Source organism: Micromonospora cremea (genome assembly GCF_900143515.1).
GTDB lineage: Bacteria > Actinomycetota > Actinomycetes > Mycobacteriales > Micromonosporaceae > Micromonospora > Micromonospora cremea.
Genome location: NZ_FSQT01000002.1, coordinates 157,243 through 182,751, shown reverse-complemented (window position 1 = coordinate 182,751; position 25,509 = coordinate 157,243). Strand labels below are relative to the sequence as shown.

The window sequence follows — 25,509 nt, the reverse complement described above, 5'->3', positions numbered from 1 at the left end:
CGGACCCGCAAGATCGTGCTCGATCCTGGAAAGAGGGGCCTCCGGGGGCCAGGTGACCACTACATCCAGGATCGAGCACGATCTCACCGGCACCACCAACGCCGCGGACCGGTTTGGCGGCGCGGCTCGCGATCCGGTTGACTGGTCCGGTGCTGAGGGTGGGATTGACCGGTGGGATCGGGTCGGGCAAGAGCGCGGTGGCCGCGCGGCTGGTAGAGCGGGGCGCGGTGCTCATCGACGCCGACCGGGTGGCCCGGGAGGTCGTCGCGCCGGGCACCGAGGGGCTGGCCGAGATCGTCGCCGCCTTCTCCGAGCGGGTGCTGGACGCCGAGGGCGCACTGGACCGCGCCGCACTCGGCGCGGTGGTGTTCGCCGACGAGACCGCCCGCCGGCGGCTGGAGGCGATCACCCACCCGCGGGTCCGGGCCCGCACCGCCGAGCTGGTCGCCGCGGCGGCACCCGACGCGATCGTCGTCAACGACGTACCGCTGCTGGTGGAGGTGGGCCTTGCGCCCACGTACCACCTGGTGGTCGTGGTGCAGACGGCCGTGCCGACCCGACTGGAACGGCTGGCGCGCGACCGGGGGATGGACCGTGCGGAGGCCGAGCGGCGGATCGCCGCGCAGGCCGACGACGCCCGCCGCCGCGCGGTGGCGGACGTGGTGCTGACCAACGACGGAAGCCTCGCGGAGCTGCACGCCGAGGTCGACACGCTCTGGCAACAGCGGCTGCTGCCCTACGAGCGCAACCTGCGTGAGCGGCGGGTGGTTCCGCCGGGCCGGGGCGACCTTATCGAGGCCGACCCGACCTGGCCCGAGCAGTACGCACGGCTGGCCGCCCGGATCCGGCACGCGCTCGCCCCGGCCGACCTGCGGATCGACCACGTCGGCGCGACCGCGGTGCCCGGCGCCGCCGCCGAGGACGTCATGGACGTGCAGGTGGCCGTGCCCAGTCTCGCCGACGCCGATGGGACGCTGGCCGACCGGTTGGCGAACGCCGGGTTCCCGCGGGTGCCGGGGCAGTGGTGGGACGATCCGCGTCCGGCCGGCAGCGGCCGGTGGCAGAAGCGGCTGCACGGCAGCGCGGACCCGGCCCGCCCGGTGCGCCTGCACGTGCGGGCGGCCGGATCGCCGGGCTGGCGGTACGCGCTGCTGATGCGCGACCACCTGCGCGCCGACCCGGACCAGCGGGCCGCGTACCTCCTGCTCAAGCGGGATTTGGTCGACTCGGCGCCGGTCGTCGGCGGCTCCGGTACGGCCCGCGACCCGTGGTTCGACGAGGAGTACCAGCGGGCCGAGCAGTGGGCCGCGCAGTCCGGCTGGCGGCCCTGAGTGCCACGGTGGGTCAGGTGGTGGCCGCCGAGCGGGGCGCCGGAGCCAGCCGGGGCACCGAGGCGGGGTTGAGGTCGAGCTGCGCCCACGCGCCGGGGGCGGTGCGCAGCTCCAGCCGGCGCAGCGACCCGTTCCGGTCGATCCAGTAGCGCAGCAGGGCGTCCACCGTGCGCAGCTCGACGACGTCCACGGTCCGCCCGGCGGCGACGTCCTCGCGTACCCGCACGGCCGCGCCCCGCTGCCCGGCCGACCCGGCGGCGGCCATCGCCGCGCCGACCAGCAGGTTGAGGTCGTCCGTACCGGACCGGGTGAACCGCCACGCGGCGGCGGGGGGCGGCAGCGGCGGCCGACCCGGCGTCTCCGCGGTGCCACCGCCGCCGGCCGCGGCCGGTACGTCCGCCCGGGCCAGGCCGGCGGTGTCCCGGCGCAGCAGGGTCCGGCGATCCGGTACGCCCAGATCGGCCACCGCCAGGTACGCGGTGCGCGCGGTCCAGCTCACCCAGCCGGCGCCCCGAAGGTTGGTGTCCGTGCCCACCGGCGCGGTCAGCGTCAGCGCGGCCCCGCCCTGCGCGCGCAGCCGGGCCGGCAGGCGGCTGAGCCGGTCCCGCTCGGCGTCGGTCAGCGCGCGGGGCAGTCCGGGCCGGCCACCGAGCGCGTCGACCGGCCGCAGCGTCGGCCGGTCCGCCCGGTTGAGGAGCACCGTGACCGGGCCGACGCCGGGCAGCCGGGCGACCAGCTTGTGCAACCGGCCGTCCTGGTCGAGCCAGTAGCGGGGCTGCTCGTCCGCGTCACCGCCGGACGTCGCGCTGCCCGGCGCCGGGTCGCCGCTGGCGCGTGTGCCGCCCGGCAACGGCGCCTGGAGGACGTCCACCGGGCCGCTGGCGACGGTGTCCCGGGCCACCCAGCGGGCACCACCGTCCCGCAGCGCCTGAGCCGGGTCCGGGCGGTCGGCGGCGAGGCCGAGGAGCAGGTCGAGCACCGGCGCCAGGCCCGCGCCGGGCGCCGGGTGGTGCAGCCGCCAGCGGTCCGCCGGCGGCACCAGTGGCGGGGCGGCGGGAGCGGGCACCGCCGACGGGTCCGGCCGGATCACCAGCAACGGCCCGGCGCTCTGCAACAGGCCCCGCTCGGCGCCCGCGCCCGGCCCACCGACGTCGAGGTAGAGCAGCGGTCGCGACCAGTCCACCCAGCCCACGAGTTCGGTACGGGCGGCGCCGGTGCCGACCGTCACGCGGACCCCGGCGCGCAGGTCCCGCAGGTTGGTGACCCGCATCGCGGCCAGCCGATCGCCCTCCGCGACGGTCAGCGGCCGGGCCTGCTCGGGCGGGTCGGGCGCCCAGCTCAACAGCCCGATGACCAGCGCGGTCGCGGACGTGACCGCGGTCAGGCCCAGCAGCAGGAGCATCGTCCGGCGACGGCGGCCGGCGCGGGACGGGCCGGTGGTGTCGGCAGGCGGGTCGGCGGCGGCGCCGGCGGGCAGGGAGGTGCCGCCGGTGTCGCGCGTCGGGTCAGGAGAGGTGTCCACGGATGTGAAACGGGCCGGACGGTGCCGGGGTGACGAGCGGGGATGGTGGCATCACCGGAACGAGCAGGGGCGCTCGCGGCGGCCGGTCTGCGCTTCGAGCGCGACCACACGGGTGCGCACGCCGGACGCGCCGGGTGCTGCGACCGCTGTGCCGGGGGCGGCCGGCCGTGATGACGGCCTGGGCCACCGGCCCGGTCGGCCGCCGCGAGCGGCCTACAGCGAGAGCCTAGCGTCGGTGACATGCGCCACACAATGGGAATATTGAAGCTAATCACGTGCCCGTCGTGACGGCCGTTCCTGTCGGACCTCCGGCGTACCGTTGAGGTCATGGCGCTTGACATTCCCCGGCTCGACAGCCGCTTCCAGGTCGTCAGTGATTTCCAGCCGGCCGGCGACCAGCCCGCCGCCATCGACGATCTTGAGCGTCGTGTTCGGCGTGGCGACCGCAACACGGTGCTGCTCGGCGCGACCGGCACCGGCAAGAGCGCCACCACCGCGTGGCTGATCGAGCGGCTCCAGCGCCCGACCCTGGTGCTCGCCCCCAACAAGACGCTCTGCGCGCAGCTGGCCAAGGAGTTCAGCGAGCTGCTGCCGCACAACGCGGTCGAATACTTCGTCTCGTACTACGACTACTACCAGCCCGAGGCGTACATCCCGCAGACCGACACCTACATCGAGAAGGACTCCTCGATCAACGAGGAGGTCGAGCGGCTGCGGCACTCGGCGACGATGTCGCTGCTCACCCGCCGCGACGTGATCGTGGTGGCGACCGTGTCGGCGATCTACGGCCTGGGCACCCCGGAGGAGTACCTCGACCGGGCGGTCCGGGTCGAGGTGGGTCAGGAGCTCGACCGCGACAAGCTGCTGCGCCGGCTGGTCGACATCCAGTACACCCGCAACGACATGGCCTTCCAGCGGGGCACCTTCCGGGTCCGCGGCGACACGCTGGAGATCATTCCGGCGTACGAGGAGCTGGCCGTCCGCGTCGAGATGTTCGGCGACGAGGTGGAGAAGCTCTACTACCTCAACCCGTTGACCGGTGACGTGGTCCGCGAGGTCGACCAGCTGGTGATCTTCCCGGCCACGCACTACGCCGCCGGCCCCGAGCGGATGGAGCGGGCCATCCGCGACATCGAGGTGGAGCTGGCCGAGCGGCTGGCCGAGCTGGAGCGGCAGGGCAAGCTGCTGGAAGCGCAGCGGCTGCGGATGCGCACCACCTACGACATCGAGATGATGCGGCAGGTGGGCTTCTGCTCCGGCATCGAGAACTACTCGATGCACATGGACGGGCGGCTGCCCGGCAGCCCGCCGCACTGCCTGCTCGACTACTTCCCGGACGACTTCCTCACCGTCATCGACGAGTCGCACGTGACGATCCCGCAGATCGGCAGCATGTACGAGGGCGACGCCTCGCGTAAGCGGATGCTCATCGACCACGGTTTCCGGCTGCCCAGCGCGGCCGACAACCGGCCGCTGCGCTTCGACGAGTTCCTGGAGCGGGTCGGCCAGACGGTCTACCTCTCGGCGACCCCGGGCCCGTGGGAGCTGGAGCAGGCCCAGGGCGAGTTCGTCGAGCAGGTCATCCGCCCCACCGGGCTGATCGACCCGGAGGTCGTGATCAAGCCGACCAAGGGCCAGATCGACGACCTGATGCACGAGATCAAGCTGCGCACCGAGCGGGACGAGCGGGTGCTGGTCACCACGCTGACCAAGAAGATGGCCGAGGACCTGTCGGACTACCTGCTGGAAAACGGCATCCGGGTGCGCTACCTGCACTCGGAGGTCGACACGCTGCGCCGGGTGGAGCTGCTGCGCGAGCTGCGCAAGGGCGAGTACGACGTGCTGGTCGGCATCAACCTGCTCCGTGAGGGTCTGGACCTGCCCGAGGTGTCGCTGGTGGCGATCCTCGACGCCGACAAGGAGGGCTTCCTGCGCAGCGGTCGGTCACTGATCCAGACCATCGGCCGGGCCGCCCGTAACGTCTCCGGCCAGGTGCACATGTACGCCGACAAGATCACCCCGTCGATGGCGGCCGCGATCGACGAGACCGATCGGCGCCGGGCCAAGCAGATCGCGCACAACGAGGCGCACGGGATCAGCCCGGAGCCACTGCGCAAGAAGATCCACGACATCCTGGACGACATCTACCGCGAGGCGGAGGACACCGAGAACACCCGGGTCGGGGGCGCGGTGCGCCAGCTCTCCCGGGGCAAGGCGCCGGTCAAGGAGACCCGCAGCCGGAGTCGGGCCACCGCCACCACCCCCTCTCGCGAGGGGATGGCCCGCGCCGACCTCGCCCAGCTCATCCAGGAGCTCAACGACCAGATGCTGGCCGCCGCACGCGAGCTGCAGTTCGAGCTGGCGGCCCGGATCCGCGACGAGGTCGCCGACCTGAAGAAGGAGCTGCGCGGCATGGACGCCGCCGGCGTGAAGTGACGACCGCTCCGGCGGTCACGACCCGCGCGGCCGCTCGGGCGTGACCGGCCGGGGCGCGGGGGAGGGCGGTCGGGGTTGACGGCGTCGGCACCGCTCGACGAGGTGGTCCTCGGGCTGCCCGAGGTCCGGCTGCGCCCGTTCGTCGACCGGTACGTCGGCTACCGGGAGCGGGCGGACCTGCCGCTGGTCCGTCGGGAGACGGCCGGCGCCTTCGTGGTGCTGATCCTGGGCTGGGGTGCCCCACTGGACGTGACCGACCCGCGCAGCGCCGAGCGGGGCGTCGAACGGGTCGACTCGTTCGTGGCCGGCACCTTCGACGGCTGGTGCACCACCCGCACGGTGGGCGTGGGGGAGGGCGTCGAGCTGCTGCTCGCGCCGCTGACCGCCCGCCGCATCCTCGGTCTGCCGTTGGGCGAGCTGACCAACCGGGCGGTGGGCGTCGGGCAGCTCCCGGGCGGCTGGCTGGGTCGGCTGCGATGCCGGCTGGCCGACGCCGGCGACTGGCCGGAGCGTTTCGCGCTGCTCGACGCGGCGCTCGCCGCCCGGCTGGCAGCCGGGCCGCCGGTGGACGCCCGGCTCGACTGGGCGTGGCGGTGGCTGGTCGCCAGCGGCGGGCGGGGCGGGATCGGGACGCTCGCCGACGAGCTGGGGTGGAGCCGCCGGCACCTGGCGTCCCGGTTCCGGCAGGAGGTCGGCCTGCCCCCGAAGACAGCCGCCCGGCTGCTGCGCTTCCAGCAGGCGTACGCCACGCTGACCGACGTCGCCGCCACGCTCGGGCCGCCGGCCGGCGCCACGCAGCCGGCGGCCGGTGCGGGCCCGGCCGCCGACTGGGCCGAGGTGGCGGCGCGCTGCGGCTACTACGACCAGTCCCACCTGATCCGGGACTTCCACCAGTTCGCCGGGGCCACCCCGGCCGCGCTGTTCGCCGCCCGGTCGCCGGCGGTCGGCTGACACCGCGCAGCCTGGCCGGGCGAGGTCACATTCGTCCAATCCCGACCCGGGCCCCGGAGCGCAGACTGTGGGGCATGCGAACCGTCTACCCGATCCTCCGGTACCCCGATCCCCGCTCCGCCATGGACTGGCTCTGCTCGGCCTTCGGCTTCCAGGTGCACGCGTCGCACGAGGCGCCGGACGGCACGATCGCGCACGCCGAGCTCGTCCTCGACACCGGCATGATCATGCTGGGTGGTCGATCCGGTGCGGTGCCCCGCCCGGCCGACGACGACTGGTCGGTCTACGTGGCCGTGCCGGACGTCGACGCCCACTGCGCCCGGGCCCGCGCGGCCGGCGCCGAGATCATCCGCGAGCCGTTCGACACCGACTACGGCTCCCGCGACTACGCCGCCCGCGACCTGGCCGGCTATGTCTGGAGCTTCGGCACCTACCGCCCCTGACCGCGCGGCGGCACGAGCCGGGCCGACACGGAACTCGGCCGGACGGCGCCCGCCGTCGGCAGGGCGGAAACGCAGGTACGGGCCGGTCCGACCGGTCCACCGGAATGATCCGGCGGTTGCGGTGCGCGAGCGTGTTATTGCACTGGGTGATCGTCCTGCGTACTCTCCCTCGATGGGGAGGCGGGGATGCCGTTGCCAACAAGTCCTGTCATTCGACGTGTGCGGCTCGGCGCCGAGCTGCGCCAGTTGCGCCGGCGCGAGGCGCTGACCCTGGAACAGGTCTGCGACCGGCTGGGCTGGGCCTCGACGTCGAAGCTGTCCCGTATCGAGCTGGGCCAGAGCCGTCCGGACCTCGCCGACGTCCTGGACCTGCTCGACGTCTACGAGGTGCCGGCGCCGGCCCGGGACGCGCTGATCGTGATCGCCCGGGACGCGGCCACGAGTCGCGGCTGGTGGAAGACGCTCGGCGAGATGAGCGAGCGGCAGCGCACCTCCGCCGAGCTGGAGGCGGGTGCCGCCCAGATCGTCGAGTACCAGCCGGCGGTCGTGCCGGGGCTGCTCCAGACGCCGGCGTACGCCCGGTTGCGGGTCGCCGCCGGCGCCCTGCTCGCACCGGAGGTCGACGTGGAGGCCGAGGTGCGGGCCCGGGCGCTGCGGCAGGAGGTGCTGCGCCGGGCGGACCCGCCGCGCTACACGGCGGTGCTGGCCGAGGCGGCCTGCGACCCGGGTGACCTGCCGGTCCCGGTCTGGCGTGAGCAGCTGCGGCACCTGGCCGCCGTCAGCGGGCTGGCCCACGTGACGGTGCGGCTGGTGCCGGGCGGGGTGGCCGGCGACGGGCTGCACCCGCTCACCCCGTACTCCTGCTATGCCTTTCCCGACCCGGCGGATCCGCGCACGGTGATGCTGGAGGCGTTGACCACCGACGTCCGCCTGGCCACGGCGCTCGACGTCGACCGGTACGAGCGGATGACCGAGGCGCTGCTGGCCGCCGCCCTGTCACCGGAGGAGATGGTCACCGCGCTGGCTCGCCGCGTGGGCGAATGAGGGCACGGCGCGGCCACCGGGCCCGGCGCCCCCGAGCCCGTCGGGACCGGCGGCCGGCGCGTGCGGTGGGCACGCTAACCGCGGGGTACGACAGCTCGGCTCAGGCCGGTACGTCGAGAAAGTGCTCGACCACGGGCGGCCCGGCGAAGTGCGGCCCGATCAGGTCGCGCCACTGCGTGAACCGTTCGGTGGCCCGGAAGTTCTCCTCGTGCGCCTCGACCGAGTCCCACTCGACCAGCAGCACGAACCGGCTCGGGGACTCGATCCCCCGGGTCATCCGCACGGACCGGCAGCCGGGCGTCCCGGCGAGGACCGGGTGGCCCTGGGCGTACGCGGCGGCGAACGCGTCCTCGTGTCCGGGCAGTACGTCGATCAGCGCGACCTCAAGCACCATGTCCGAGAGCCTCCCACGGCGGGTCGACCGGGCGGTGCCGCGGGGTCTGTTCAGGTGCCGGTGACAGACCCTAGGGTGGCCCCGTGATGATCGACTGGCTCACCGGCACCGCGTTCCAGGTGGCCGGCACCGGCACCACCTGGGCGGAGCTGCTGGGGTTCGCCACCGGCGTGCTGAACGTCTGGTTGGTGGCCCGGCAGCGGATCGCGAACTGGCCGATCGGCATCGCCAACGTGCTGCTGCTCATGCTGCTGTTCTGGACCGCCGGCCTGTACGCCGACGCCGGGCTCCAGATCGTCTACGTCGCGCTGGGCTGCTACGGCTGGTGGCACTGGCTGTTCGGTGGCGAGCGGCGGACCCGGCTCACGGTGAGCCGGACCGGGCGACGGGAGTGGCTGGCGCTGGCCGTCGTCGGGGTGCTGCTCACCGGGGCGCTCTGGGCGCTGCTGGACCGGGCCACCGACTCCACGGTGCCGCTGCCGGACGCGCTGACCACGGCGCTGTCCCTGCTGGCCACGTACGGGCAGACCCGCAAGCGGGTGGAGAGCTGGTGGCTCTGGATCGCCGCCGACCTGATCTACATCCCGCTCTACGCGTACAAGGGGCTGCACCTGACCGCCGTCCTGTACCTGGTCTTCCTCGCCCTCTGCGTGCTGGGGTTGCGCGCCTGGCGGGCCGACCTGCGCCGGGCCGCCGGGCCGACTCCGGTCCCGTCCGGGCCGGCCGCGGTCACCGCGTGACCGGGCGGGCAGCGGGCCACCCGTCGGCGCCGACGCCGAGGCGGGCGTCGACTGCGGAGTTCGGGCACGGGATGGTGGTGGGGAAGTTCTATCCGCCGCACGCCGGGCACCACGCGCTGATCGCGGCGGCCGCCGCCCGCTGCGCCACGGTCACCGTCGTGGTGGCGCCCGCACGTCGCGAGTCCATCCCGCTCGAGGCACGGCTGGACTGGCTGCGGGAGGCGCACGCGCACACCCCGTGGGTCCAGTTCGTCGGCCGGTACGACGACCACCCGGTGGACTACGCCGACCCGGCGGTCTGGGACGCGCACTGCGCGGTGTTCCGTGCGGCGGTCGGGCCGGAGGCGGTGGACGCGGTCTTCACCTCCGAGGCGTACGGCGCGGAGCTGGCCCGGCGCTTCGACGCCGTACCCGTGTCGGTGGATCCGGACCGGCGGACCGTGCCGGTCTCCGGCACCGCGGTGCGCGCGGACCCGGCGGGTCACTGGCAGTGGCTGACCCCACCGGTGCGCGCCTGGTTCGTTCGGCGAGTGGTGGTGGTCGGCGCCGAATCGACGGGCACCACCACGATGGCCGCGGCGCTGGCGGCGCACTACCGCACCGGCTGGGTGCCGGAGTACGGCCGGGAGTTGACCGCCCGCAAGCTGGCCCGGCTCCGCGAACGTTCGCCCGGGGCGAGCGTCTTCGACGTCAGCTGGGACCGGGACGACTTCCGCACCGTGGTCCGTGAGCAGCAGGCGGCCGAGGACGCGGCGGCCCGATCGTCCGGGCCGCTGCTGTTCTGCGACACGGACGCGCGGGCCACCGCCATCTGGGAGGAACGCTACCTCGGCAGCGCGTCCCCGGAGGTCCTGGCTGCGGCACGCCGGCCGGCACTGTATCTGCTGACCGACCACCGGGACGTGCCGTTCACCGACGACGGGCTGCGCGACGGCGAACACCTGCGGGGCTGGATGACCGAGCGGTTCCGCACCGAGCTGGCCGGATGCGGGGTGCCGGTGGTGGAGCTGGCCGGACCGCACGCCGATCGGCTGGTTCGTGCGGTGGCGGCCTGCGACGCCCTGCTCGCCGCCGGCTGGTCGCTCGCCGACCCGCTCGTCGCACCGGGCACGCACTAGCCTCCTAGGACACCCCGAGGGGCTGTGTCGGATGGTATTCCCGGCTGGCGGGTGGGCGGCGACACCGGTTGCCCAGGGTGCGATCACACGGCGTGGTGGGGGAGAATGGTCACCGAGGAGGGGAGTATTCCCTCGCGACGGAGTCGTCAGCACGGTCGATCGCCGGAACGTCGGCGGCCCCCGACCCGGCCCCGTCGGTCGCCGTCCCGCTCGCGGGAGGTGGCGGAAGAGACCTCCGACAGTCACCAGAGTGAGCGTCAGCGGCACACCGGCCCTTCCGGGGGCGTACGGTGTGCCCGACGCCGCGTGTCTGCCGGAGGAATGAACGTTGGACGTGTCCGGATTGGTGTGGGCGGTAACGCTCGTCGCACTGACTGCGGTCCTGCTCGTCGACCTGTTGATCATCGGTCGGCGCCCGCACGAGCCGAGTGTGCGCGAGTCGAGCCTCTGGGTCGCCTTCTACGTCGGCCTTGCCCTGATCTTCGGCGCCGGTCTCTGGCTGACCTCCGGGGCGAGCGCGGCCGGGCAGTTCTACACCGGCTGGCTCACCGAGTACAGCCTCTCGGTGGACAATCTCTTCGTCTTCGTGATCATCATGGCCCGCTTCGGGGTGCCCCGGCAGTACCAGCAGAAGGTGCTGCTGGTCGGCATAGTGCTGGCACTGGTGATGCGTGGTGGATTCATCGCCGCCGGCGCCGCGCTGATCTCGCAGTTCTCCTGGGTCTTCTACATCTTCGGCGCCTTCCTGATCTACACGGCGGTCAACCTGGCCCGGCAGGGTGAGCCGGACGAGGACGAGTTCTCGGAGAACCTGCTGATCCGGTGGAGCCGCAAGGCGCTGCCGATCTCGAAGAACTACGACGACGCGAAGCTGACCACCCACGAGAACGGCCGGCGGCTGTTCACCCCGATGCTGATCGTGATGATCGCGATCGGCACCACCGACCTGATCTTCGCTCTGGACTCGATCCCGGCGATCTTCGGCATCACCCAGGAGCCGTACCTGGTCTTCACCGCGAACGTCTTCGCGTTGATGGGCCTGCGGCAGCTCTACTTCCTGCTCGGCGGCCTGCTGGACCGGCTGATCTACCTGAGCTACGGGCTGGCCGTGGTGCTCGGCTTCATCGGCGTCAAGCTGGTGCTGGAGGCGCTGGCCGACAACAACCTGCCGTTCATCAACGGCGGCGAGCACGTGGGGTGGGCACCGCACATCCCGATCTGGCTCTCGCTGCTGGTCATCCTCGGCACCCTGCTGATCGCCACGGTCGCCAGCCTGATGAAGTCCGCCCGGGACCGACGCCGCGAGCTGGCCGAGGCTCGACGCTGACCCGCCGCCGGCCGGGTGCGGGGACGCGCCCGGCCGGGGTACCGGGACGCGTCCGGCCGGTCAGACCCGGTGCGCGCCGACCAGGGTGGCGGTCCGCTCGGCCGGCAGCGGCTCCTCCACCACCCGCCGCCGTCGGTAGCAGGCGTGCAGCATCCGCCGGTTCTCGTGGTCGCCGGGGACGGCGGTGACGATGCCGATGTGGTGGATCTTCCGGCCGGGGCGGGCGAAGAAATAGAGGTCGCCGGGGCGCTCGTCACCCAGCGGCAGTGGGGTGGTCGCCTGAGCCTGGTCGTCGGCGTCGCGGGGCAGCAGCACCCCGAAGCGACGCCAGGCCAGGTGCACCAGCCCCGAGCAGTCGATGCCGTACGCGGAGAGCCCACCCCAGACGTAGACCACGTGCAGCAGCCGCTGCGCCACCACGAGCGCGTCGGCGGCGTTGGGCGGCTCGGCCGGCGCGGAGCTGAGCTGACCGTCGGGCAGCCAGAGCGGCGCGGCCTGGCCGGGGACGTGCACCGGCTGCCAGCCGTCGCGCGCCGGGCCGGCCGGCACGAGTCGGGTGCCGACGACCACGCCGGGCAGCACCACCGGCCCGTTCGGTGTGGCGCGCAGCCCGGTGACCGTGGCGTCCACCACCAGGGGGCGGCCGGTGACGGCCGGGTCGACGGGGGCCAGCTGGTCGGCGGGCAACCAGCCCGGGTAGCCGCGCGGGTCCAGCTTGGCGGCCGGTTGCTCGACGGCGACCACCCGCGCCCAGCCGTCCGGGCGCAGCTCGCTGACGAGCACCCGCTCGCCCAGCAGCAGCTGGCTCAGCACGCAGTCGCCGACCTGTTGGTCGGTGTCCAGTCCGGAGATCCAGGTCGGGATGTCGGCGCGCGCGGTCAGCGCCGGTTGATCCACCGGGCGGACCGCCTCGGGGGAGGTCCACAGCGTCGCCACCGCGACCCGGACGACGGCCTCGCGGCCCGGCTCCAGCTCCACGTCAACCCCCAGCTCGTGTCCGCTGTCCCTCGAACCCTATGAAAGAAACCAACGATCATCAACTGCGGGGCTGCATCTTTACTTCAGCCAGGCCCGAGATGCCCAGGCCGGGAGCGTCCGGCAGCACCACGGTGGCCCCCTCGTAGTGGAGCCCGCCGCGCACCGGTGTCCAGGCCAGCCACCAGGCGGCGTCCAGGTCGGCGACGGCGGTGGTGCCGTACGCGCCGACCAGGCTCGCCGCCGCCCCGATGCCGACCTGGGTCTCCATCATCGACCCGACCACCGTGCCGAGCCCGTGCGCTGCGGCCAGCTCCAGCAGGGTGCGCGCCGGTTGCAGCCCGCCGCACTTGGCCAGCTTGACGTTGACCAGGTCGGCGGCCCGTCGACGGATCACCTCCACCAGGTCACGGACCCCGAAGACCGCCTCGTCGGCCAGGATCGGCACGGACACCCGGTCGCTGACCCACGCCAGCCCGTCCAGGTCCCAGCGGGCCACCGGCTGCTCCACCAGCTCCACGTCGAGCCCGGCGTCCTCGATGCCGCGAATGATCCGCACCGCCTCCCGGGGCGTCCAGCCCTGGTTGGCGTCGAGCCGGATGCGAACCCCGGCACCGACGGCCGAGCGAACCGCCCGGACCCGGTCCAGGTCGCCGGCCGCGTCGGTGCCGACCTTGAGCTTGAGCACGCCGAAGCCGTCGGCCTGCCGCTGCCGCGCGGCCGCCGCCAGGTCCGCCGCGTCGCCCGCGGCCAGCGTGACGTCCGTGGGCACCCGCAGCGTGGTGCCGCCGAGCAACCGCACCAGGGGTACGCCCAACCGCCGGGCGGCCAGGTCGTGCAGGGCGACGTCGACCGCGGCCTTCGCCGCCTCGTTGCCGACCACCGCCCGCTGCACCTCGGCGCAGCGGGCCACCAGGTCGTCCGGGTCACGCCCGGTGAGCAGCGGCCCGAGCAGCTCCCGCACGCACGCCTGGGCGCCGCCGACCGACGCGCCGGTGACTTGCCAGACCTGTGGCGCCTCGCCGAAGCCGGACCGGCCGTCGGTGTCGACGAGCTCGACGACCAGAGTGTCCACCGTGGTGGTACGACGCAGCGCGGTGACGAACGGGGTGTGTAAGGGGGCGGAAACCCGGTGGGTGCGTACCGCCGAGATCGTCATCAGGATCGCGGCGTGGACACCTCAGCCTTCAGGCGAAGGGAGGAAACGCCGCTCCCTCCCTTCGATAGTCGTCTTACATAGTCAACTACTGAGATGTGAGGCATGGGTGAGGTGGTGAAGCGAGCGTACAAGTACCGCTTCTATCCGACCCCCGTGCAAGCCGAACAGCTCAACCGCACATTCGGCTGCGTCCGCAAGGTATACAACCTAGCCCTCGACGCGCGCACCCGCGCATGGGCCGTCGACCGGCAACGCAGCACCTACGTGCAATCCTCGGCGTGGCTCACCGAATGGAAACGCACGGACGAGCTGGCCTACCTCAACGAGGTCAGCTCCGTGCCCTTGCAGCAGACGCTGCGGCACCTGCAAGCCGGGTTCGCGGCGTTCTGGGACAAGCGCTCGCGCTACCCGCGGTTTAAGACCAAGCGCACGTCCCGGGCGTCGGCGGAGTACACCCGCTCGGCGTTCCGCTGGCGCGACGGCCAGCTGACCCTGGCGAAGATGGACGCGCCGCTGTCCATCGTGTGGTCTCGGCCTCTGCCGGCAAACGCGCAGCCGTCCACGGTCACGGTGTCCCGCGACGCGGCCGACCGCTGGTTCGTGTCCCTGCTGATGAAGGACTCCACCGTCAAGTCCTTGCCGTCGCTGGAATCGGCGGTGGGGATAGATGCGGGTATCACCAGTCTGCTCACCTTGTCCACCGGCGAGAAGATCACCAACCCGCGGCACGAGCGCGCCGACCGGCGCAAGCTGGCCAAAGCCCAACGCACGCTGTCCCGTAAGGCCAAGGACTCCGCGAATCGGGCCAAAGCCCGGCTTGCGGTGGCCCGGATCCACTCCCGCATCGCCGACCGGCGGCGCGATCACCTGCACAAGCTGTCGACTCGACTCGTCCGCGAGAACCAAACGGTCGTGATCGAAGACCTCAGCGTGCGCAACATGCTGCGCAACCACAGCCTGGCCCGCGCCATTTCCGACGCGGCGTGGACACAACTGTGCAGCATGATCGAGTACAAGGCCGCCTGGTACGGGCGGACCGTGATCGCCGTCGACCGCTGGCACGCCGAGCACGAAGACCTGCTCGGCGTGCGGTCGGATCAACACCGCCATCGCTCTCGGCGTCCGCGCCTGGACGTGCCCCGGCTGCGACGCCGCGCACGACCGGGACGTCAACGCCGCCCGCAACATCCTCGCCGCCGGGCTGGCGGAGAGGTAAAACGCCTGTGGAGGGACGATAAGACCCGACCCGCGCAAGCGGCGAAGGCGCGGCCCAGTGAGACAGGAACCCCCTCGGGTGACCGAGGGAACCCCCGCCCTTGAAGGCGGCGGAGGATGTCAAGTGGGGCACCCTATACGGTGCGCGCGGCGGGAGGGGAGACCGGATGACCGGGCGGGACTGGGAGATGGTGGGCGCGCCGAACGCGCGTGACCTGGGCGGCCTCGTCGGTGCCGGCGGCCGGCGGGTGCGCCCCGCGCGGCTGATCCGGACTCCGGCGCTGGGCCGGCTCACCGACGAGGACCTGCCGGTGCTCACGAAACTCGGCCTGGCCTGCGTGGTCGACCTGCGCGACGGCTCGGAGATCGCGGTGGCCCCGACGGACCGGCTGGTGGGCGAGCCGCGGGTGGTGCACCTGCCGGTGCACGACCCGGAGCACCCGGTCTTCACGTACGTCTCGGCGGTGCTGCTCGGCCACGACCTGGACGCGTACGCCGAGCTGGCCCGGCAGGGCACGGCGGGGGCGATGGCGGAGATCTACCGGTGGTTCGTCACGGGCGAGTCGGCGCGGGTCGGGTTCGCCGAGGCCGTCCGGTTGGCCGCCGCACCGGAGAACCTGCCGCTGGTCTACCACTGCTCCGCCGGCAAGGATCGGACCGGTTGGCTCACCGTCATCCTGCTGACCGTGCTCGGCGTGGACGAGGCCGCGATCCGCGCCGAGTACCTGCGCAACAACGCCCTCACCGACAGCCTGCGCGCGGTGATCGTCGAGGCGATGCGCCGCCGCCAGCCCGAGCTGGACGTCGACGCGGTGCTTCCGGTGCTGGAGGTCCGCCCCGAGTACCTCGACGCCGGCTACCAGGAGGTGCGTCGGGTGCACGGCTCGTTCGACGGCTACCTGCGCGACGGGCTCGGGCTGACCGACGAGACCCTCACGGCGCTGCGGGAGCACCTGCTGGAGTGAGGGCGCCGGCCCGGCGTCGGAGCCCGGTCAGAGCTGGTGGCGGGCGGCCCAGACCTGCGCCGAGACGTGGGCGATCAGCCGGCAGGCGTCGTCCTCGTCCTCGTCCCCGCTGGCGCCGCCGTCGGCCAGGTCGGTGGTGGTGCAGACGGCGATCACGTAGGGCGGGGCGTCGTCGGGCAGGACCACTCCGGCGCCGTGACGCACGCCGCGTACCCAACCGTTCTTGTGCGCGATCCGGGTGCCCTCGGGCAGGCCGGCGGCCAGGTCCTCGCGGTGCTCCTGGGCGAGCAGCACGTCCAGCATGGCGGCACAGCCGGCCGGCGAGGCGAGCTGGCCGGGGCTGGCGGACCCGGTGGCCAGCGCGCCGAGCAGGGCGGCCAGGTCGTGGGCGGTGACCAGGTTGGTGATGCCGGCCTCGCGGGCGGCGAAGTCCTCGATGCCGCGGCCCGTGACGCTGTGCCGGGCTCCGGCCAGCGCCCACACCTGGGCCACCGCGGGCAGTCCGACGTGGCCGAGGACCAGGTTGGTGGCCAGGTTGCTGGACCGCACGATCATCCGGTCGGCGAGCCAGCGCAGCGGCGCCGTGCCGCCCACCCGGTCCCAGACCGCGTCGTCGTTGTCGTAGTGCTGCGCGCAGGAGAACCGGGGCGCGCCGGGCTGGGCCGAGTCGAACTGGTTGACCACCGGGACCGGGGCGTCCAGCTCCAGCGTGCCGGCCTCGGCGGCGCGGTGCAGCGCGGCGAGGACCGCCGCCTTCATGGTGCTGGCGGCGTAGTGGGTGGCGTCGGCATGGCGGGTCCAGGTCGGCGGCGCGTCGAGACGGCCCACGTACGCCGAGACGGTGCCGGGCACCCGGTCCAGGTGGGCGTCGAGATCATCCCAGGTCATGCCGGTGACCGTAGCGGATCACCGGCGGGCGGACCGGGCAGGCCCGCGTACCCCGCCGGAGAGCGGACGGGCGCGCCGACCGCAAGCGGTCGACGCGCCCGGTGCCGGGTGCTGGTGGGATCAGCCGGCGTGCTTGCGGCGGGCGGCGGCCCGCCCACGCAGCTGCTGGTCGAGTACGACCTTGCGGATGCGCACCGCGGTCGGGGTGACCTCGACGCACTCGTCCTCGCGGCAGAACTCGAGCGCCTGCTCCAGCGACAGCTTGCGCGGCGGGATCAGCTTCTCGGTCTCGTCGGAGGTCGACGCCCGCATGTTGGTGAGCTTCTTCTCCTTGGTGATGTTGACGTCCATGTCGTCGGAGCGGGAGTTCTCGCCGACGATCATGCCCTCGTACACCTCGGTGGTCGGATCGACGAAGAGCTGGCCGCGCTCCTGCAGGTTGATCATCGCGAAGGCGGTGACCGCGCCGGACCGGTCGGCGACCAGGGAGCCGTTGTTACGGGTACGCAGCTCGCCGAACCACGGCTCGTAGGACTCGAAGACGTGGTGCAGGATGCCGGTGCCCCGGGTGTCGGTCAGGAACTCGGTGCGGAAGCCGATCAGGCCGCGGGCCGGGACCAGCCACTCCATCCGGATCCAGCCGGTGCCGTGGTTGACCAGCTGCTCCATGCGGCCCTTGCGGGTCGCGAGGAGCTGGGTGATCGCGCCGAGGTACTCCTCCGGCGCGTCGATGGTCAGCCGCTCGACCGGCTCGCAGGTCTTGCCGTCGATCTCGCGGGTGACGACCTGCGGCTTGCCGACGGTCAGCTCGTAGCTCTCCCGGCGCATCTGCTCGACCAGGATGGCCAGCGCCAGCTCGCCGCGGCCCTGCACCTCCCAGGCGTCCGGCCGTTCGGTCGGCAGCACCCGCAGGGACACGTTGCCGACCAGCTCCTTGTCGAGCCGGTCCTTGACCATCCGCGCGGTGACCTTGGAGCCCTTGACCCGGCCGACCAGCGGCGAGGTGTTGGTGCCGATGGTCATCGAGATGGCCGGCTCGTCGACGGTGATCAGCGGCAGCGGCACGGGGTTCTCCGCGTCGGCCAGCGTCTCACCGATCATGATCTCGGAGATGCCGGCGACCGCGATGATGTCGCCCGGACCGGCTGACTCGGCCGGCTTGCGCTCCAGGCCCTCGGTCATCAGCATCTCGGAGATGCGGACCCGCTGGGTGCTGCCGTCGGTGCGGCACCAGGCCACCGTCTGACCCTTGGTGATCGTGCCCTGGCGGACCCGGCACAGCGCCAGCCGGCCGAGGAACGGCGAGGCGTCGAGGTTGGTGACGTGCGCCTGCAGCGGCGCGCCGTCCTCGTACGCGGGCGGCGGGATGGTGTCCAGCAGGGTGCGGAACAGCGGCTCCAGCGAGGTGCTGTCGTCCGGCACGGAGCCGTCCGCGGGCTGGGTCAGCGAGGCGATGCCGTCGCGGGCGCAGGCGTAGACGATCGGGAAGTCGATCTGCTCCTCGTCGGCGTCCAGGTCGAGGAAGAGCTCGTAGGTGTCGTCCACGACCTCCTTGATCCGGGCGTCGGGGCGGTCCACCTTGTTGATCACCAGGATGATCGGCAGCCGTGCGCGGAGCGCCTTGCGCAGCACGAAGCGGGTCTGCGGGAGCGGGCCCTCGCTGGCGTCGACCAGCAGCACCACTCCGTCGACCATGGTCAGGCCGCGCTCCACCTCACCACCGAAGTCGGCGTGGCCGGGGGTGTCGATGATGTTGATGGTGACCGGGTCGGAGCCATCCGCCGGCAGGTAGCGCACACCGGTGTTCTTGGCCAGGATGGTGATGCCCTTCTCCCGTTCCAAGTCCCCCGAGTCCATCACCCGCTCGGTCGTCTCACCGCGGGCGCCGTACGCGCCGGCCTGCCGCAACATGGCGTCGACCAGGGTGGTCTTGCCGTGGTCGACGTGAGCGATGATGGCGACGTTGCGGAGGTCGGTGCGAAGCTGCATACCCTCTATCCTTCCGCCTGCGCTCGCGCAGGCTGCGTCGGGGTCACCCCCAGGTGCCCCTGATCTCTGGTGAAACTGCTGTCCGGGTCGTTCCCCCGGCTGGCATGCTGGCTCCCGTGTCCCGGGGGCCTGAGTGCACGATCTGCTGACCATGGTGCAGGGTTTGCCCACCCTGTGGATCTACCTGGTCGCCGCGCTGATCGTGGCGGGCGAGACCGCGGTGATCTTCGGCCTGCTCGTGCCGGGTGAGGCTACCCTGCTGCTCGTCGGCTTCCTCACCTACAACGGTACCTTGCGGCTGGGCCCGGCGTTGCTCGCGATGATCGCCGCCGCGGTCCTCGGTGACGCGCTGGCGTTCCGCGCCGGCCGGCGGTACGGCTCGCGGCTGCGTGCCGGGCTGGGCCACCGGGTCGGGCCCGAGCGGTGGGCCCGGGCCGACGCCATGCTCGCCCGGCTCGGCGGGCGGGGCGTGTTCGCCGCCCGTTGGGTGGCCTTCGCCCGCACCCTGGTGCCCCGGCTGGCCGGCGCGGCCGGCATGCCGTACCGGCGGTTCGCGCCGTGGAACCTGGCCGGCGTGGTGACCTGGGTGGGCGGTTCGGTGCTGCTCGGTCACGTCGCCGGTGAGTCGTACGACACGGTCTCCCGGTTGCTCGGCCGGGCCACCGGCGCGGCGCTGGTGCTGCTGGCCGGCCTGTTGGGGGTGGTGCTCGCCGGGCGGTGGCTGGGCCGTAACCCCGATCCGGCCCGGGCGCTGCTCTCCCGGGCCGGCGCGCTGCCGCCGGTGCGCTGGCTCAGCGCCCGCTACGGGGTGCTGTTCTTCCTGGTGGCCATGCGGATCGGGCCGGCCTGGACGCTGCTGCTCAACCTCGCCGCGGGGCTGCTGCTGCTCTTCGCCGCCGGGCTCGCCATCGCCGGCCTGCTCGCCGTGGTGGTGCGCAACAGCGGGCTGGCCGCGCTGGACGGGGCGATCGGCGGCTGGTTCGCCGCCCGGCGGACCCCGGACGCCGCCGACGCCACCCTGGCCGTGGTGTCCGTGGTGCGCGGGTGGGTGCTGATCGTTCTGGTGGCGGTGGTGGCAGCGGTGCTGGCGTGGCGGAACCGGCCCTGGCGGGCGGACCTGCTCAGCGTGGTGGGCACGGTGGGCGCGTTCGTGCCGCTGCTGGTCCTGGCCGTGGTGGCCGAGCTGACCGGGTCGCCGGGAGCCGGCCCGGGCGGCGGCGAGGCGGTCCCGTTCCCGACCCAGAACGCGGTGGTCGCGGCGAGCTTCTGCACCCTGGCCTGGCTGGTGTCCCGCAGCGCCCGCTGGCCGGTGGCGGTGGCCGCCTGGACGGCCGCCGCCGCAGGGGTGCTCGGGGTCGGCGGCGCGCGGCTCTACCTCGGGTTGGACACGGCGAGCGGGACCGCGGCGGCGGTGCTGCTCGGGGTGCTCTGGACGGTGGTGTTCATGGTCGCCTGGGCCACCAGGGACCGGGCGATGGGGGAGCGGGAGCAGCCGGAGGACCCGGTCCGGCCGCCGTCGCAGGGGCCTCGCCGCCCGGTCGAACCTTGCTAATGTGCGGCGACGGTCACACGGGGGAGTAACGGCATGCGTGGACGGACCGGTCGGGTGGGCGCCGTGGTGCTCGCCGGGCTCCTGTTGGCGGGCACGGTGGTCGGCTGCGCCGACCGGGGGGAGCGCCCGCAGGGCGAGGCCGCGCCGGTCGCGGTCACCGAGGCGCCGACCGACGCCCCGGTCGACGAGGCCGCCGCGGAGCCGGGCCCGTCGGTGAGCGGGGTGGAGTCGATGGGTGCCGCGCCGAGCCGCAGCGCGTCCCCCACCCCCAAGCCGACGAAGAAGCCGACCCGCACGTCCGGTCCGGCGACGAAGCCGCGCCCGGTGGCGAAGCCGCCCACCGAGACCAAGGTCCCGCCGGCACCGCCGAAGCCGGCACCGACCTCCTGCAAGCCCAGCTACAAGGGCACCCAGGCGACCCGGGCCGAGGCGAAGGCGGCACTGGCCGACGCGGCCGCCCGCATCTACTGGCCGACCTCCGCGCCGAGCATCAAAATCCCGCTCAACCTGGTCAAGGCCACCGCCTGGCAGGAGAGCGGCTGGCAGTCCAACATCTACGCCTGCGACGGCGGCGTCGGGCTGATGCAGGTGATGCCGGACACCGCGACCTGGATGAACCAGCGGTTCGAGCAGAGCTACGACATCGACGACTACCAGGACAACGCGTACCTGGGCGCGAACTACCTGGCCTGGCTGACCCGGTACATCGGCGAGATGTACTTCGAGTCCGACTTCCGGCTCGAGGCCGGCCTGTGCAGCTCCGAGCTGAACTCCTGCCTGCTCAACGCGGTGATCGCCGCGTACAACTTCGGGCACGGGGCGGTGGCGCAGGAGGGCGAGCCGCTGACGATCCCCAACCCGTCCTACGTGCGCAACGTGCGCGCGCTGATGACCGAGTGCGTCTGTCTGGGGTACTGAGCGGGCCGACCGGTCAGTTGCGGGCGGCGACCGGCTCGGGCGGCACCGGGGTGTCCGCCGGGCCCTCGCTCGCGATCCGGCCGGGCCACCAGAAGCGGTCGCCGAGCACGAACGCCAGCGCCGGCACCAGGACCGTGCGGACCAGCAGGGTGTCCAGCAGGACGCCGATGCAGACGATGATGCCGATCTGGGTCAGCGTGATCAGCGGCAGCACGCCGAGGACCGCGAAGACCGCGGCGAGCAGCACCCCGGCGCTCGTGATCACCCCGCCGGTGACCCGCAGCGCGGAGAGCATCCCGTCGCGCGTGCCCGCGCTGCGGGCGTCCTCCCGGGCCCGGGTGACCAGGAAGATGTTGTAGTCCACGCCGAGCGCCACCAGGAACACGAAGGCGAGCAGCAGCACACCGCTGTCCAGTGCCGGAAAGCCCAGCACGTGGTCGAAGAGCCGCCAGGCCGCGCCGAGGCTGGCGAAGAACGACGCGATCACGGTGAGCACGAGCAGCACCGGTGCGAGCAGGCCACGCAGCAGCAGCACGAGCACCGCGCCGACCAGCAGCAGGATGATCGGCAGGATCAGGCGCAGGTCTTTGTCGTTGGCCTCCTCGGAGTCGTACGTGGCGGCCACGCTGCCCCCGACGATCGCCCCGGACGGCGCGTCGGCGCCCGCAACCGCGGGAGGCGCGGAGCCGGGGACCGCGGCGACCGCGTCGCGCAGCGCCTCGATCGTGCGGTCGGAGGCGGTGGTGCCGGGTTCGGCGGCCAGCACCACGTCGACCTGGGCGACGTCCTGGCCGGCATCGCCGGGGCGGGCCGAGGCGACCCCGGGAACGGCGGCGGCGACGTCGGTGACCGCCCGCACCGCCGTCGGGGTGGTGAGCACGGCCACCGGCTGGGTGGTGCCGGCGGGGAACGTCCGGGCCAGGGTCTGCGCGCCAGTCACCGCCTCCGGCTCGGCCCGGAACTGCTCGGTCTCGGACAGGCCGGTGCGGATCCCGAGCCCGCCCAGCGCCAGGCCGGCGAGCAGCAGCGTGGCCAGCACCGCGACCGGCACCGGGCGGCGTTCCACGACGGCGCCGAGCCGGCCCCAGAGCCGGCCCTCGCGCACCGGGCCACCGACCCGGGGGACGAACGGCCAGAACAGGCCGCGGCCGAAGAGCACCAGCACGGCGGGGAGGACGAGCAGCGCCGAGAGCATCGCGAAGAGCACCCCGGTGGCGCAGGCCACGGCCAGCGCCCGGTTGGTCTCCTGCTCACTGAGCAGCAGGGTGAGCACGCCGAGCACCACGGTGCCGCCGCTGGCCAGGATGGGCTCGGCCGTTCGCCGCAGCGCGGCCCGCATCGCCGCGAACCGGTCCTTTTCGCGGCGCAACTCCTCCCGGTAGCGGGCGATCAGCAGCAGCGCGTAGTCGGTGGTGGCGCCGAAGACCAGCACGCTGGCGATGCCGGTGACCTGGCCCTGCTGGAGGTTGATGCCGACGGCCGGCACGATCGTGTCCACCGCGCGCAGGGTGAGCTGCTCGGTCGCCGCGACCACGACCAGCGGCACGATCCACAGGAACGGGCTGCGGTAGGTGATCAGCAGCAGCAGCGCGACCACGGCGGCGGTCACCGCGAGCAGGGTGACGTCGGCGCCCTCGAAGACCGAGGAGAGGTCGGCGGTGAAGGCGGGCGCCCCGGTCACCTCGACGGTGAGCCCCTCGGGCAGGTTGGCCAGCGCGGCGCGCAGCAGGGCGACCGTCTCGGTGACCTCGTCCTGTCCGCCGGCGGTGCTGACCGGCACGACGACGAGCGCCACCGTGCCGTCCGGGGAGACCTGGTCCGGGCTGACCCGCCCGCCCACCGCGAACCGGCCCAGGTCGCCGGAGCGGGTGGCGACGGCCGCCCGGTCGGCCTCGCTCAGCGCGCCGCCGTCACCGCGGCTGACCACCACGATGGCCGGCTGGACCTCGCTGGACGGCAGCTGGTCCTGCAACCGCTGCACCTGGGTCGACTGCCACTGCACGGACAGGCCGGTGGCGGAGACCGGCGCCGGGTTGTCCGGCCGGGGCAACCCGAAGACGGCCGCGCCGACGACGATCGCGGCGGCCACGGTGAGCCAGGCGGCCAACCGGCCGCGGGCGACTCTGGTGAAGGCGGACATCAGGTGACCTCGGAGCCTCTCGATCGGAGAGTATCTTGATAGACGAGATTATCGAGGGCTGTTCTATGCTGCAACCCGAGGGATCGACGACGGGAAGAAGTGGCGCGCGGTGGTGACTCACGGCATGTACCGGCGGCGCGACACGCGCCGGGAGAAGCTGGTCGCGGAGATCACCAACAACCTGCGGCGGTACGCGGCGGACGCCCAACAGGTCGGCCACGCCTTCGCCAACCTGCACGGGCTCAACCCGACCGACCTGAACGCGCTGCTCGCGGTGATGGACGCCGAGATCCTCGGTGACCCGATCACCCCCGGCCGCCTCGGTGAGCAGCTCAACATCTCCTCCGGCTCGGTCACCGCCCTGATCGACCGGCTGGAACGAGCCGGCCACATCCGCCGGGACCGGGACACCGTCGACCGGCGCAAGGTGCTGCTGCACTACGCCGACCGGGGGGCCGCCCTGGCCATGGAGTTCTTCCAGCCGCTGGGCGCCCGCACCGACTCGGTGATGGCCGAGTTCGGCGAGGACGAGCTGGAGGTGGTGCACCGATTCATGGCGCGGATGAGCGATTCGCTGCGGGCGCACCGTGACGAGGTCCGCGCCGCCCGGCCCGAGTCGAGCCGCGGCGCGACGGGCTGACCGGTGCCGGACCGGCTCGTCGCCCGCCTCGCCGGCGCCGCGCTGCGGCTTCCCGCGACCCGCCCCGGCCCGGTGCGGGTCACCCGCGACATCCCGCTCCGGGTCCGCGACGGCGTGGTGCTGCGCACCGACCATTACGCCCCGGGCGTCCGGGACGCGCCCACCGTTCTGATCCGCACCCCGTACGGGCGCGGCGGGCCGCTGCGGCTGCTCGGACGACTGCTCGCCGCCCGCGGGCGGCACGCCGTGATCCAGTCCTGCCGGGGCACCGGCGGCTCCGGTGGGACGTTCGCTCCGCTGGTGCACGAGCGCGACGACGGGATGGACACCCTGGACTGGCTGCGCCGCCAGCCGTGGTGGTCCGGCGCGCTCGGCATGTTCGGGGTCAGCTACCAGGGCTTCGCGCAGTGGGCGCTGGCCGCCGACGCCGGCGACGACCTGCGCGCGATGGTCGCGGTGGTGACCGCCTCGGCCACCCGGGATTCGACGTACGCGGGGGAGTCGTTCGCCCTGGACAGCGTGCTGACCTGGGCGGAACTGCTGCACGCGCAGACGGTGCCGTGGCTGGCCCGGCAGCGGGAGCTCAAGCGCGGGCAGCCCCGGCTGGCCGCCGCGCTGGAGCACCTGCCGTTGACCGGAGCGGACCGGGTGGCCACCGGGGTGACGATCCCGTTCTTCCAGGAGTGGCTGCGCCACCACACCCCGGACGCCGCGTACTGGCGGACCCGGGTCTTCGCCGACCGGGTGGCCCGGGTGCGGGCACCGGTGATCATGGTCACCGGCTGGCACGACATCTTCCTGCCCGCCCAGCTCGACGACCACGCCACCCTGCGCGCCGCCGGTGCCCGTCCGCGCCTGGTGATCGGCCCCTGGACGCACGGCAGCCCCGGCCTGTTCGTGGCCGCCCTGCGGGAGGGGTTGGCCTGGCTCGACGAGCACCTGACCGGGCCGGCCCGGGCGGGCGAACGAGCCCGCCGTGCCGGGCGGTCCGGGTCCGCGCCGGTGCGCCTGTACGTGGGCGGCGCCGGCGGTGGCTGGCGGGACCTGCCGGACTGGCCGCCGCCGGCGGTCGACACCGCCTGGCACCTGCATCCGGGTGGCGAGCTGGCGGTGCGCCCGCCGGTCCCCTCGCCGGCGGACGAGTTCCGGTACGACCCGGCCGACCCCACCCCGTCGCTGGGCGGGCCACTGCTGGTGGCGCAGCGGGCCGGCCCGGTGAACAACCGGAGCGTCGAGGCCCGCCCGGACGTGCTGACGTACACCAGCGTCCCGCTGAGCCGGCCGATCGAGGTGATCGGTCCGGTGCACGCCGCGATCCACGTCCGCAGTGAACTGGCGTACCTGGACGTCTTCGTCCGACTGTGCGATGTGGACCGCCGTGGTCGCTCGTGGAACGTGTGCGACGGGCTGGTCCGGGTCGCGCCCGGGCGGTTCCCGGCTGATCCGTCCGGAGTGCACCGGGTCCCGGTGCCGCTCTGGCCGACGGCGTACCGGTTCGCCGCCGGGCACCGGCTGCGGGTGCAGGTCGCCGGTGGCGCCCATCCCCGCTGGGCGCGCAACCCCGGCACCGGTGAACCCCTCGGTACGGCTGTGACTCTGCGTGCAGGGTGGCGGCAGGTTCTGCACGATCCCACGTACCCCTCGGCGCTGTGGTTACCGATCGTCCACTCTGGCTCCTGACGATCTCGACGGTGAACAGATCCCCTCTGAGCTGGGGGTTAGCCGTTGGGACGGGCTATCGTTGGGTCAACGCCCGGCGCTG

21 protein-coding genes are annotated in these 25,509 nt (G+C 73.3%); 14 read left to right on the top strand and 7 right to left on the bottom strand.

What is annotated here, in order from left to right; all coding sequences use genetic code 11:
• The first annotated feature begins 149 nt into the window (after positions 1 to 149).
• Positions 150 to 1,331 carry a dephospho-CoA kinase gene (gene coaE / locus BUS84_RS14185; RefSeq protein ID WP_074318789.1) on the top strand — a complete coding sequence of 394 codons (1,182 nt, stop codon included), beginning with the start codon at positions 150 to 152 and terminating at the stop codon, positions 1,329 to 1,331.
• A 13-nt stretch (positions 1,332 to 1,344) separates the two neighbouring features.
• Here the strand turns inward: coaE and BUS84_RS14180 are convergent, their stop codons facing one another.
• The gene (locus tag BUS84_RS14180; protein WP_143728424.1) at positions 1,345 to 2,853 is read right to left on the bottom strand and encodes a hypothetical protein; all 1,509 of its coding nucleotides are present in this window, start codon (positions 2,851 to 2,853) and stop codon (positions 1,345 to 1,347) included.
• Between the two features lie 327 nt (positions 2,854 to 3,180).
• Between BUS84_RS14180 and uvrB the strand changes: the two genes are divergently transcribed.
• The 4 genes from uvrB (at position 3,181) to BUS84_RS14160 (ending at position 7,727) form a co-directional block, all read left to right on the top strand.
• Positions 3,181 to 5,289, top strand: coding sequence for an excinuclease ABC subunit UvrB (gene uvrB, locus BUS84_RS14175; RefSeq protein ID WP_074312853.1), 2,109 nt, complete (start codon positions 3,181 to 3,183; stop codon positions 5,287 to 5,289).
• Positions 5,290 to 5,364: 75 nt separating this feature from the next.
• The gene (locus tag BUS84_RS14170; protein ID WP_074312851.1) at positions 5,365 to 6,240 is read left to right on the top strand and encodes a helix-turn-helix domain-containing protein; all 876 of its coding nucleotides are present in this window, start codon (positions 5,365 to 5,367) and stop codon (positions 6,238 to 6,240) included.
• A 74-nt stretch (positions 6,241 to 6,314) separates the two neighbouring features.
• On the top strand, positions 6,315 to 6,683 hold the full coding sequence (locus BUS84_RS14165) for a VOC family protein (protein WP_074312849.1): 369 nt from the start codon (positions 6,315 to 6,317) through the stop codon (positions 6,681 to 6,683).
• Positions 6,684 to 6,869: 186 nt separating this feature from the next.
• Positions 6,870 to 7,727 (top strand): helix-turn-helix domain-containing protein, encoded by an 858-nt coding sequence (locus tag BUS84_RS14160; RefSeq protein ID WP_074312847.1) that lies wholly within the window; start codon positions 6,870 to 6,872, stop codon positions 7,725 to 7,727.
• Positions 7,728 to 7,827: 100 nt separating this feature from the next.
• On the opposite strand, the gene BUS84_RS14155 is transcribed toward BUS84_RS14160, so the two are convergent.
• The gene (locus tag BUS84_RS14155) at positions 7,828 to 8,121 is read right to left on the bottom strand and encodes an antibiotic biosynthesis monooxygenase family protein (RefSeq protein WP_074312845.1); all 294 of its coding nucleotides are present in this window, start codon (positions 8,119 to 8,121) and stop codon (positions 7,828 to 7,830) included.
• An 86-nt stretch (positions 8,122 to 8,207) separates the two neighbouring features.
• On the opposite strand from BUS84_RS14155, the gene pnuC reads away from it, so the two are divergent.
• The 3 genes from pnuC (at position 8,208) to BUS84_RS14140 (ending at position 11,306) form a co-directional block, all read left to right on the top strand.
• Positions 8,208 to 8,861 (top strand): nicotinamide riboside transporter PnuC, encoded by a 654-nt coding sequence (gene pnuC / locus BUS84_RS14150; RefSeq protein WP_074312843.1) that lies wholly within the window; start codon positions 8,208 to 8,210, stop codon positions 8,859 to 8,861.
• A complete protein-coding gene (locus BUS84_RS14145) occupies positions 8,858 to 9,979 on the top strand; it encodes an AAA family ATPase (RefSeq protein WP_244298575.1) in 1,122 nt (373 codons plus the stop codon). The genes pnuC and BUS84_RS14145 overlap by 4 nt, the downstream gene beginning before the upstream one ends.
• A gap of 328 nt (positions 9,980 to 10,307) precedes the next feature.
• Complete coding sequence (locus BUS84_RS14140; RefSeq protein WP_074312839.1) at positions 10,308 to 11,306, top strand: TerC family protein; 999 nt, start codon at positions 10,308 to 10,310, stop codon at positions 11,304 to 11,306.
• Between the two features lie 60 nt (positions 11,307 to 11,366).
• On the opposite strand, the gene BUS84_RS14135 is transcribed toward BUS84_RS14140, so the two are convergent.
• On the bottom strand, positions 11,367 to 12,284 hold the full coding sequence (locus BUS84_RS14135) for a C40 family peptidase (protein WP_074312837.1): 918 nt from the start codon (positions 12,282 to 12,284) through the stop codon (positions 11,367 to 11,369).
• Between the two features lie 58 nt (positions 12,285 to 12,342).
• A complete protein-coding gene (locus BUS84_RS14130) occupies positions 12,343 to 13,440 on the bottom strand; it encodes a mandelate racemase/muconate lactonizing enzyme family protein (protein ID WP_074312835.1) in 1,098 nt (365 codons plus the stop codon).
• Positions 13,441 to 13,542: 102 nt separating this feature from the next.
• Between BUS84_RS14130 and BUS84_RS14125 the strand changes: the two genes are divergently transcribed.
• Positions 13,543 to 14,760 (top strand): RNA-guided endonuclease InsQ/TnpB family protein, encoded by a 1,218-nt coding sequence (locus BUS84_RS14125; protein ID WP_208869670.1) that lies wholly within the window; start codon positions 13,543 to 13,545, stop codon positions 14,758 to 14,760.
• Positions 14,761 to 14,822: 62 nt separating this feature from the next.
• Positions 14,823 to 15,620 carry a tyrosine-protein phosphatase gene (locus BUS84_RS14120; protein WP_074312833.1) on the top strand — a complete coding sequence of 266 codons (798 nt, stop codon included), beginning with the start codon at positions 14,823 to 14,825 and terminating at the stop codon, positions 15,618 to 15,620.
• A 27-nt stretch (positions 15,621 to 15,647) separates the two neighbouring features.
• Here the strand turns inward: BUS84_RS14120 and BUS84_RS14115 are convergent, their stop codons facing one another.
• Positions 15,648 to 16,508, bottom strand: a complete 861-nt coding sequence (locus tag BUS84_RS14115) for a serine hydrolase (RefSeq protein WP_074312831.1) — start codon at positions 16,506 to 16,508, stop codon at positions 15,648 to 15,650.
• 120 nt (positions 16,509 to 16,628) lie between these two features.
• Positions 16,629 to 18,497 carry a translational GTPase TypA gene (gene typA / locus BUS84_RS14110; RefSeq protein WP_074312829.1) on the bottom strand — a complete coding sequence of 623 codons (1,869 nt, stop codon included), beginning with the start codon at positions 18,495 to 18,497 and terminating at the stop codon, positions 16,629 to 16,631.
• Between the two features lie 133 nt (positions 18,498 to 18,630).
• Here typA and BUS84_RS14105 point away from each other — a divergent pair, with 133 nt between their 5' ends.
• Together BUS84_RS14105 and BUS84_RS14100 are read left to right on the top strand one after the other, a co-directional pair.
• Positions 18,631 to 20,049: a DedA family protein gene (locus BUS84_RS14105; protein WP_074312827.1), complete on the top strand. Its 1,419-nt coding sequence runs from the start codon at positions 18,631 to 18,633 to the stop codon at positions 20,047 to 20,049.
• 33 nt (positions 20,050 to 20,082) lie between these two features.
• Complete coding sequence (locus BUS84_RS14100) at positions 20,083 to 20,967, top strand: transglycosylase SLT domain-containing protein (RefSeq protein ID WP_074312825.1); 885 nt, start codon at positions 20,083 to 20,085, stop codon at positions 20,965 to 20,967.
• Positions 20,968 to 20,980: 13 nt separating this feature from the next.
• On the opposite strand, the gene BUS84_RS14095 is transcribed toward BUS84_RS14100, so the two are convergent.
• Positions 20,981 to 23,107, bottom strand: a complete 2,127-nt coding sequence (locus tag BUS84_RS14095; RefSeq protein WP_074312823.1) for an MMPL family transporter — start codon at positions 23,105 to 23,107, stop codon at positions 20,981 to 20,983.
• 124 nt (positions 23,108 to 23,231) lie between these two features.
• Between BUS84_RS14095 and BUS84_RS14090 the strand changes: the two genes are divergently transcribed.
• Together BUS84_RS14090 and BUS84_RS14085 are read left to right on the top strand one after the other, a co-directional pair.
• Positions 23,232 to 23,747 (top strand): MarR family winged helix-turn-helix transcriptional regulator, encoded by a 516-nt coding sequence (locus tag BUS84_RS14090; RefSeq protein WP_074312822.1) that lies wholly within the window; start codon positions 23,232 to 23,234, stop codon positions 23,745 to 23,747.
• 3 nt (positions 23,748 to 23,750) lie between these two features.
• Complete coding sequence (locus BUS84_RS14085) at positions 23,751 to 25,427, top strand: CocE/NonD family hydrolase (protein ID WP_074312821.1); 1,677 nt, start codon at positions 23,751 to 23,753, stop codon at positions 25,425 to 25,427.
• Positions 25,428 to 25,509 lie beyond the last annotated feature (82 nt).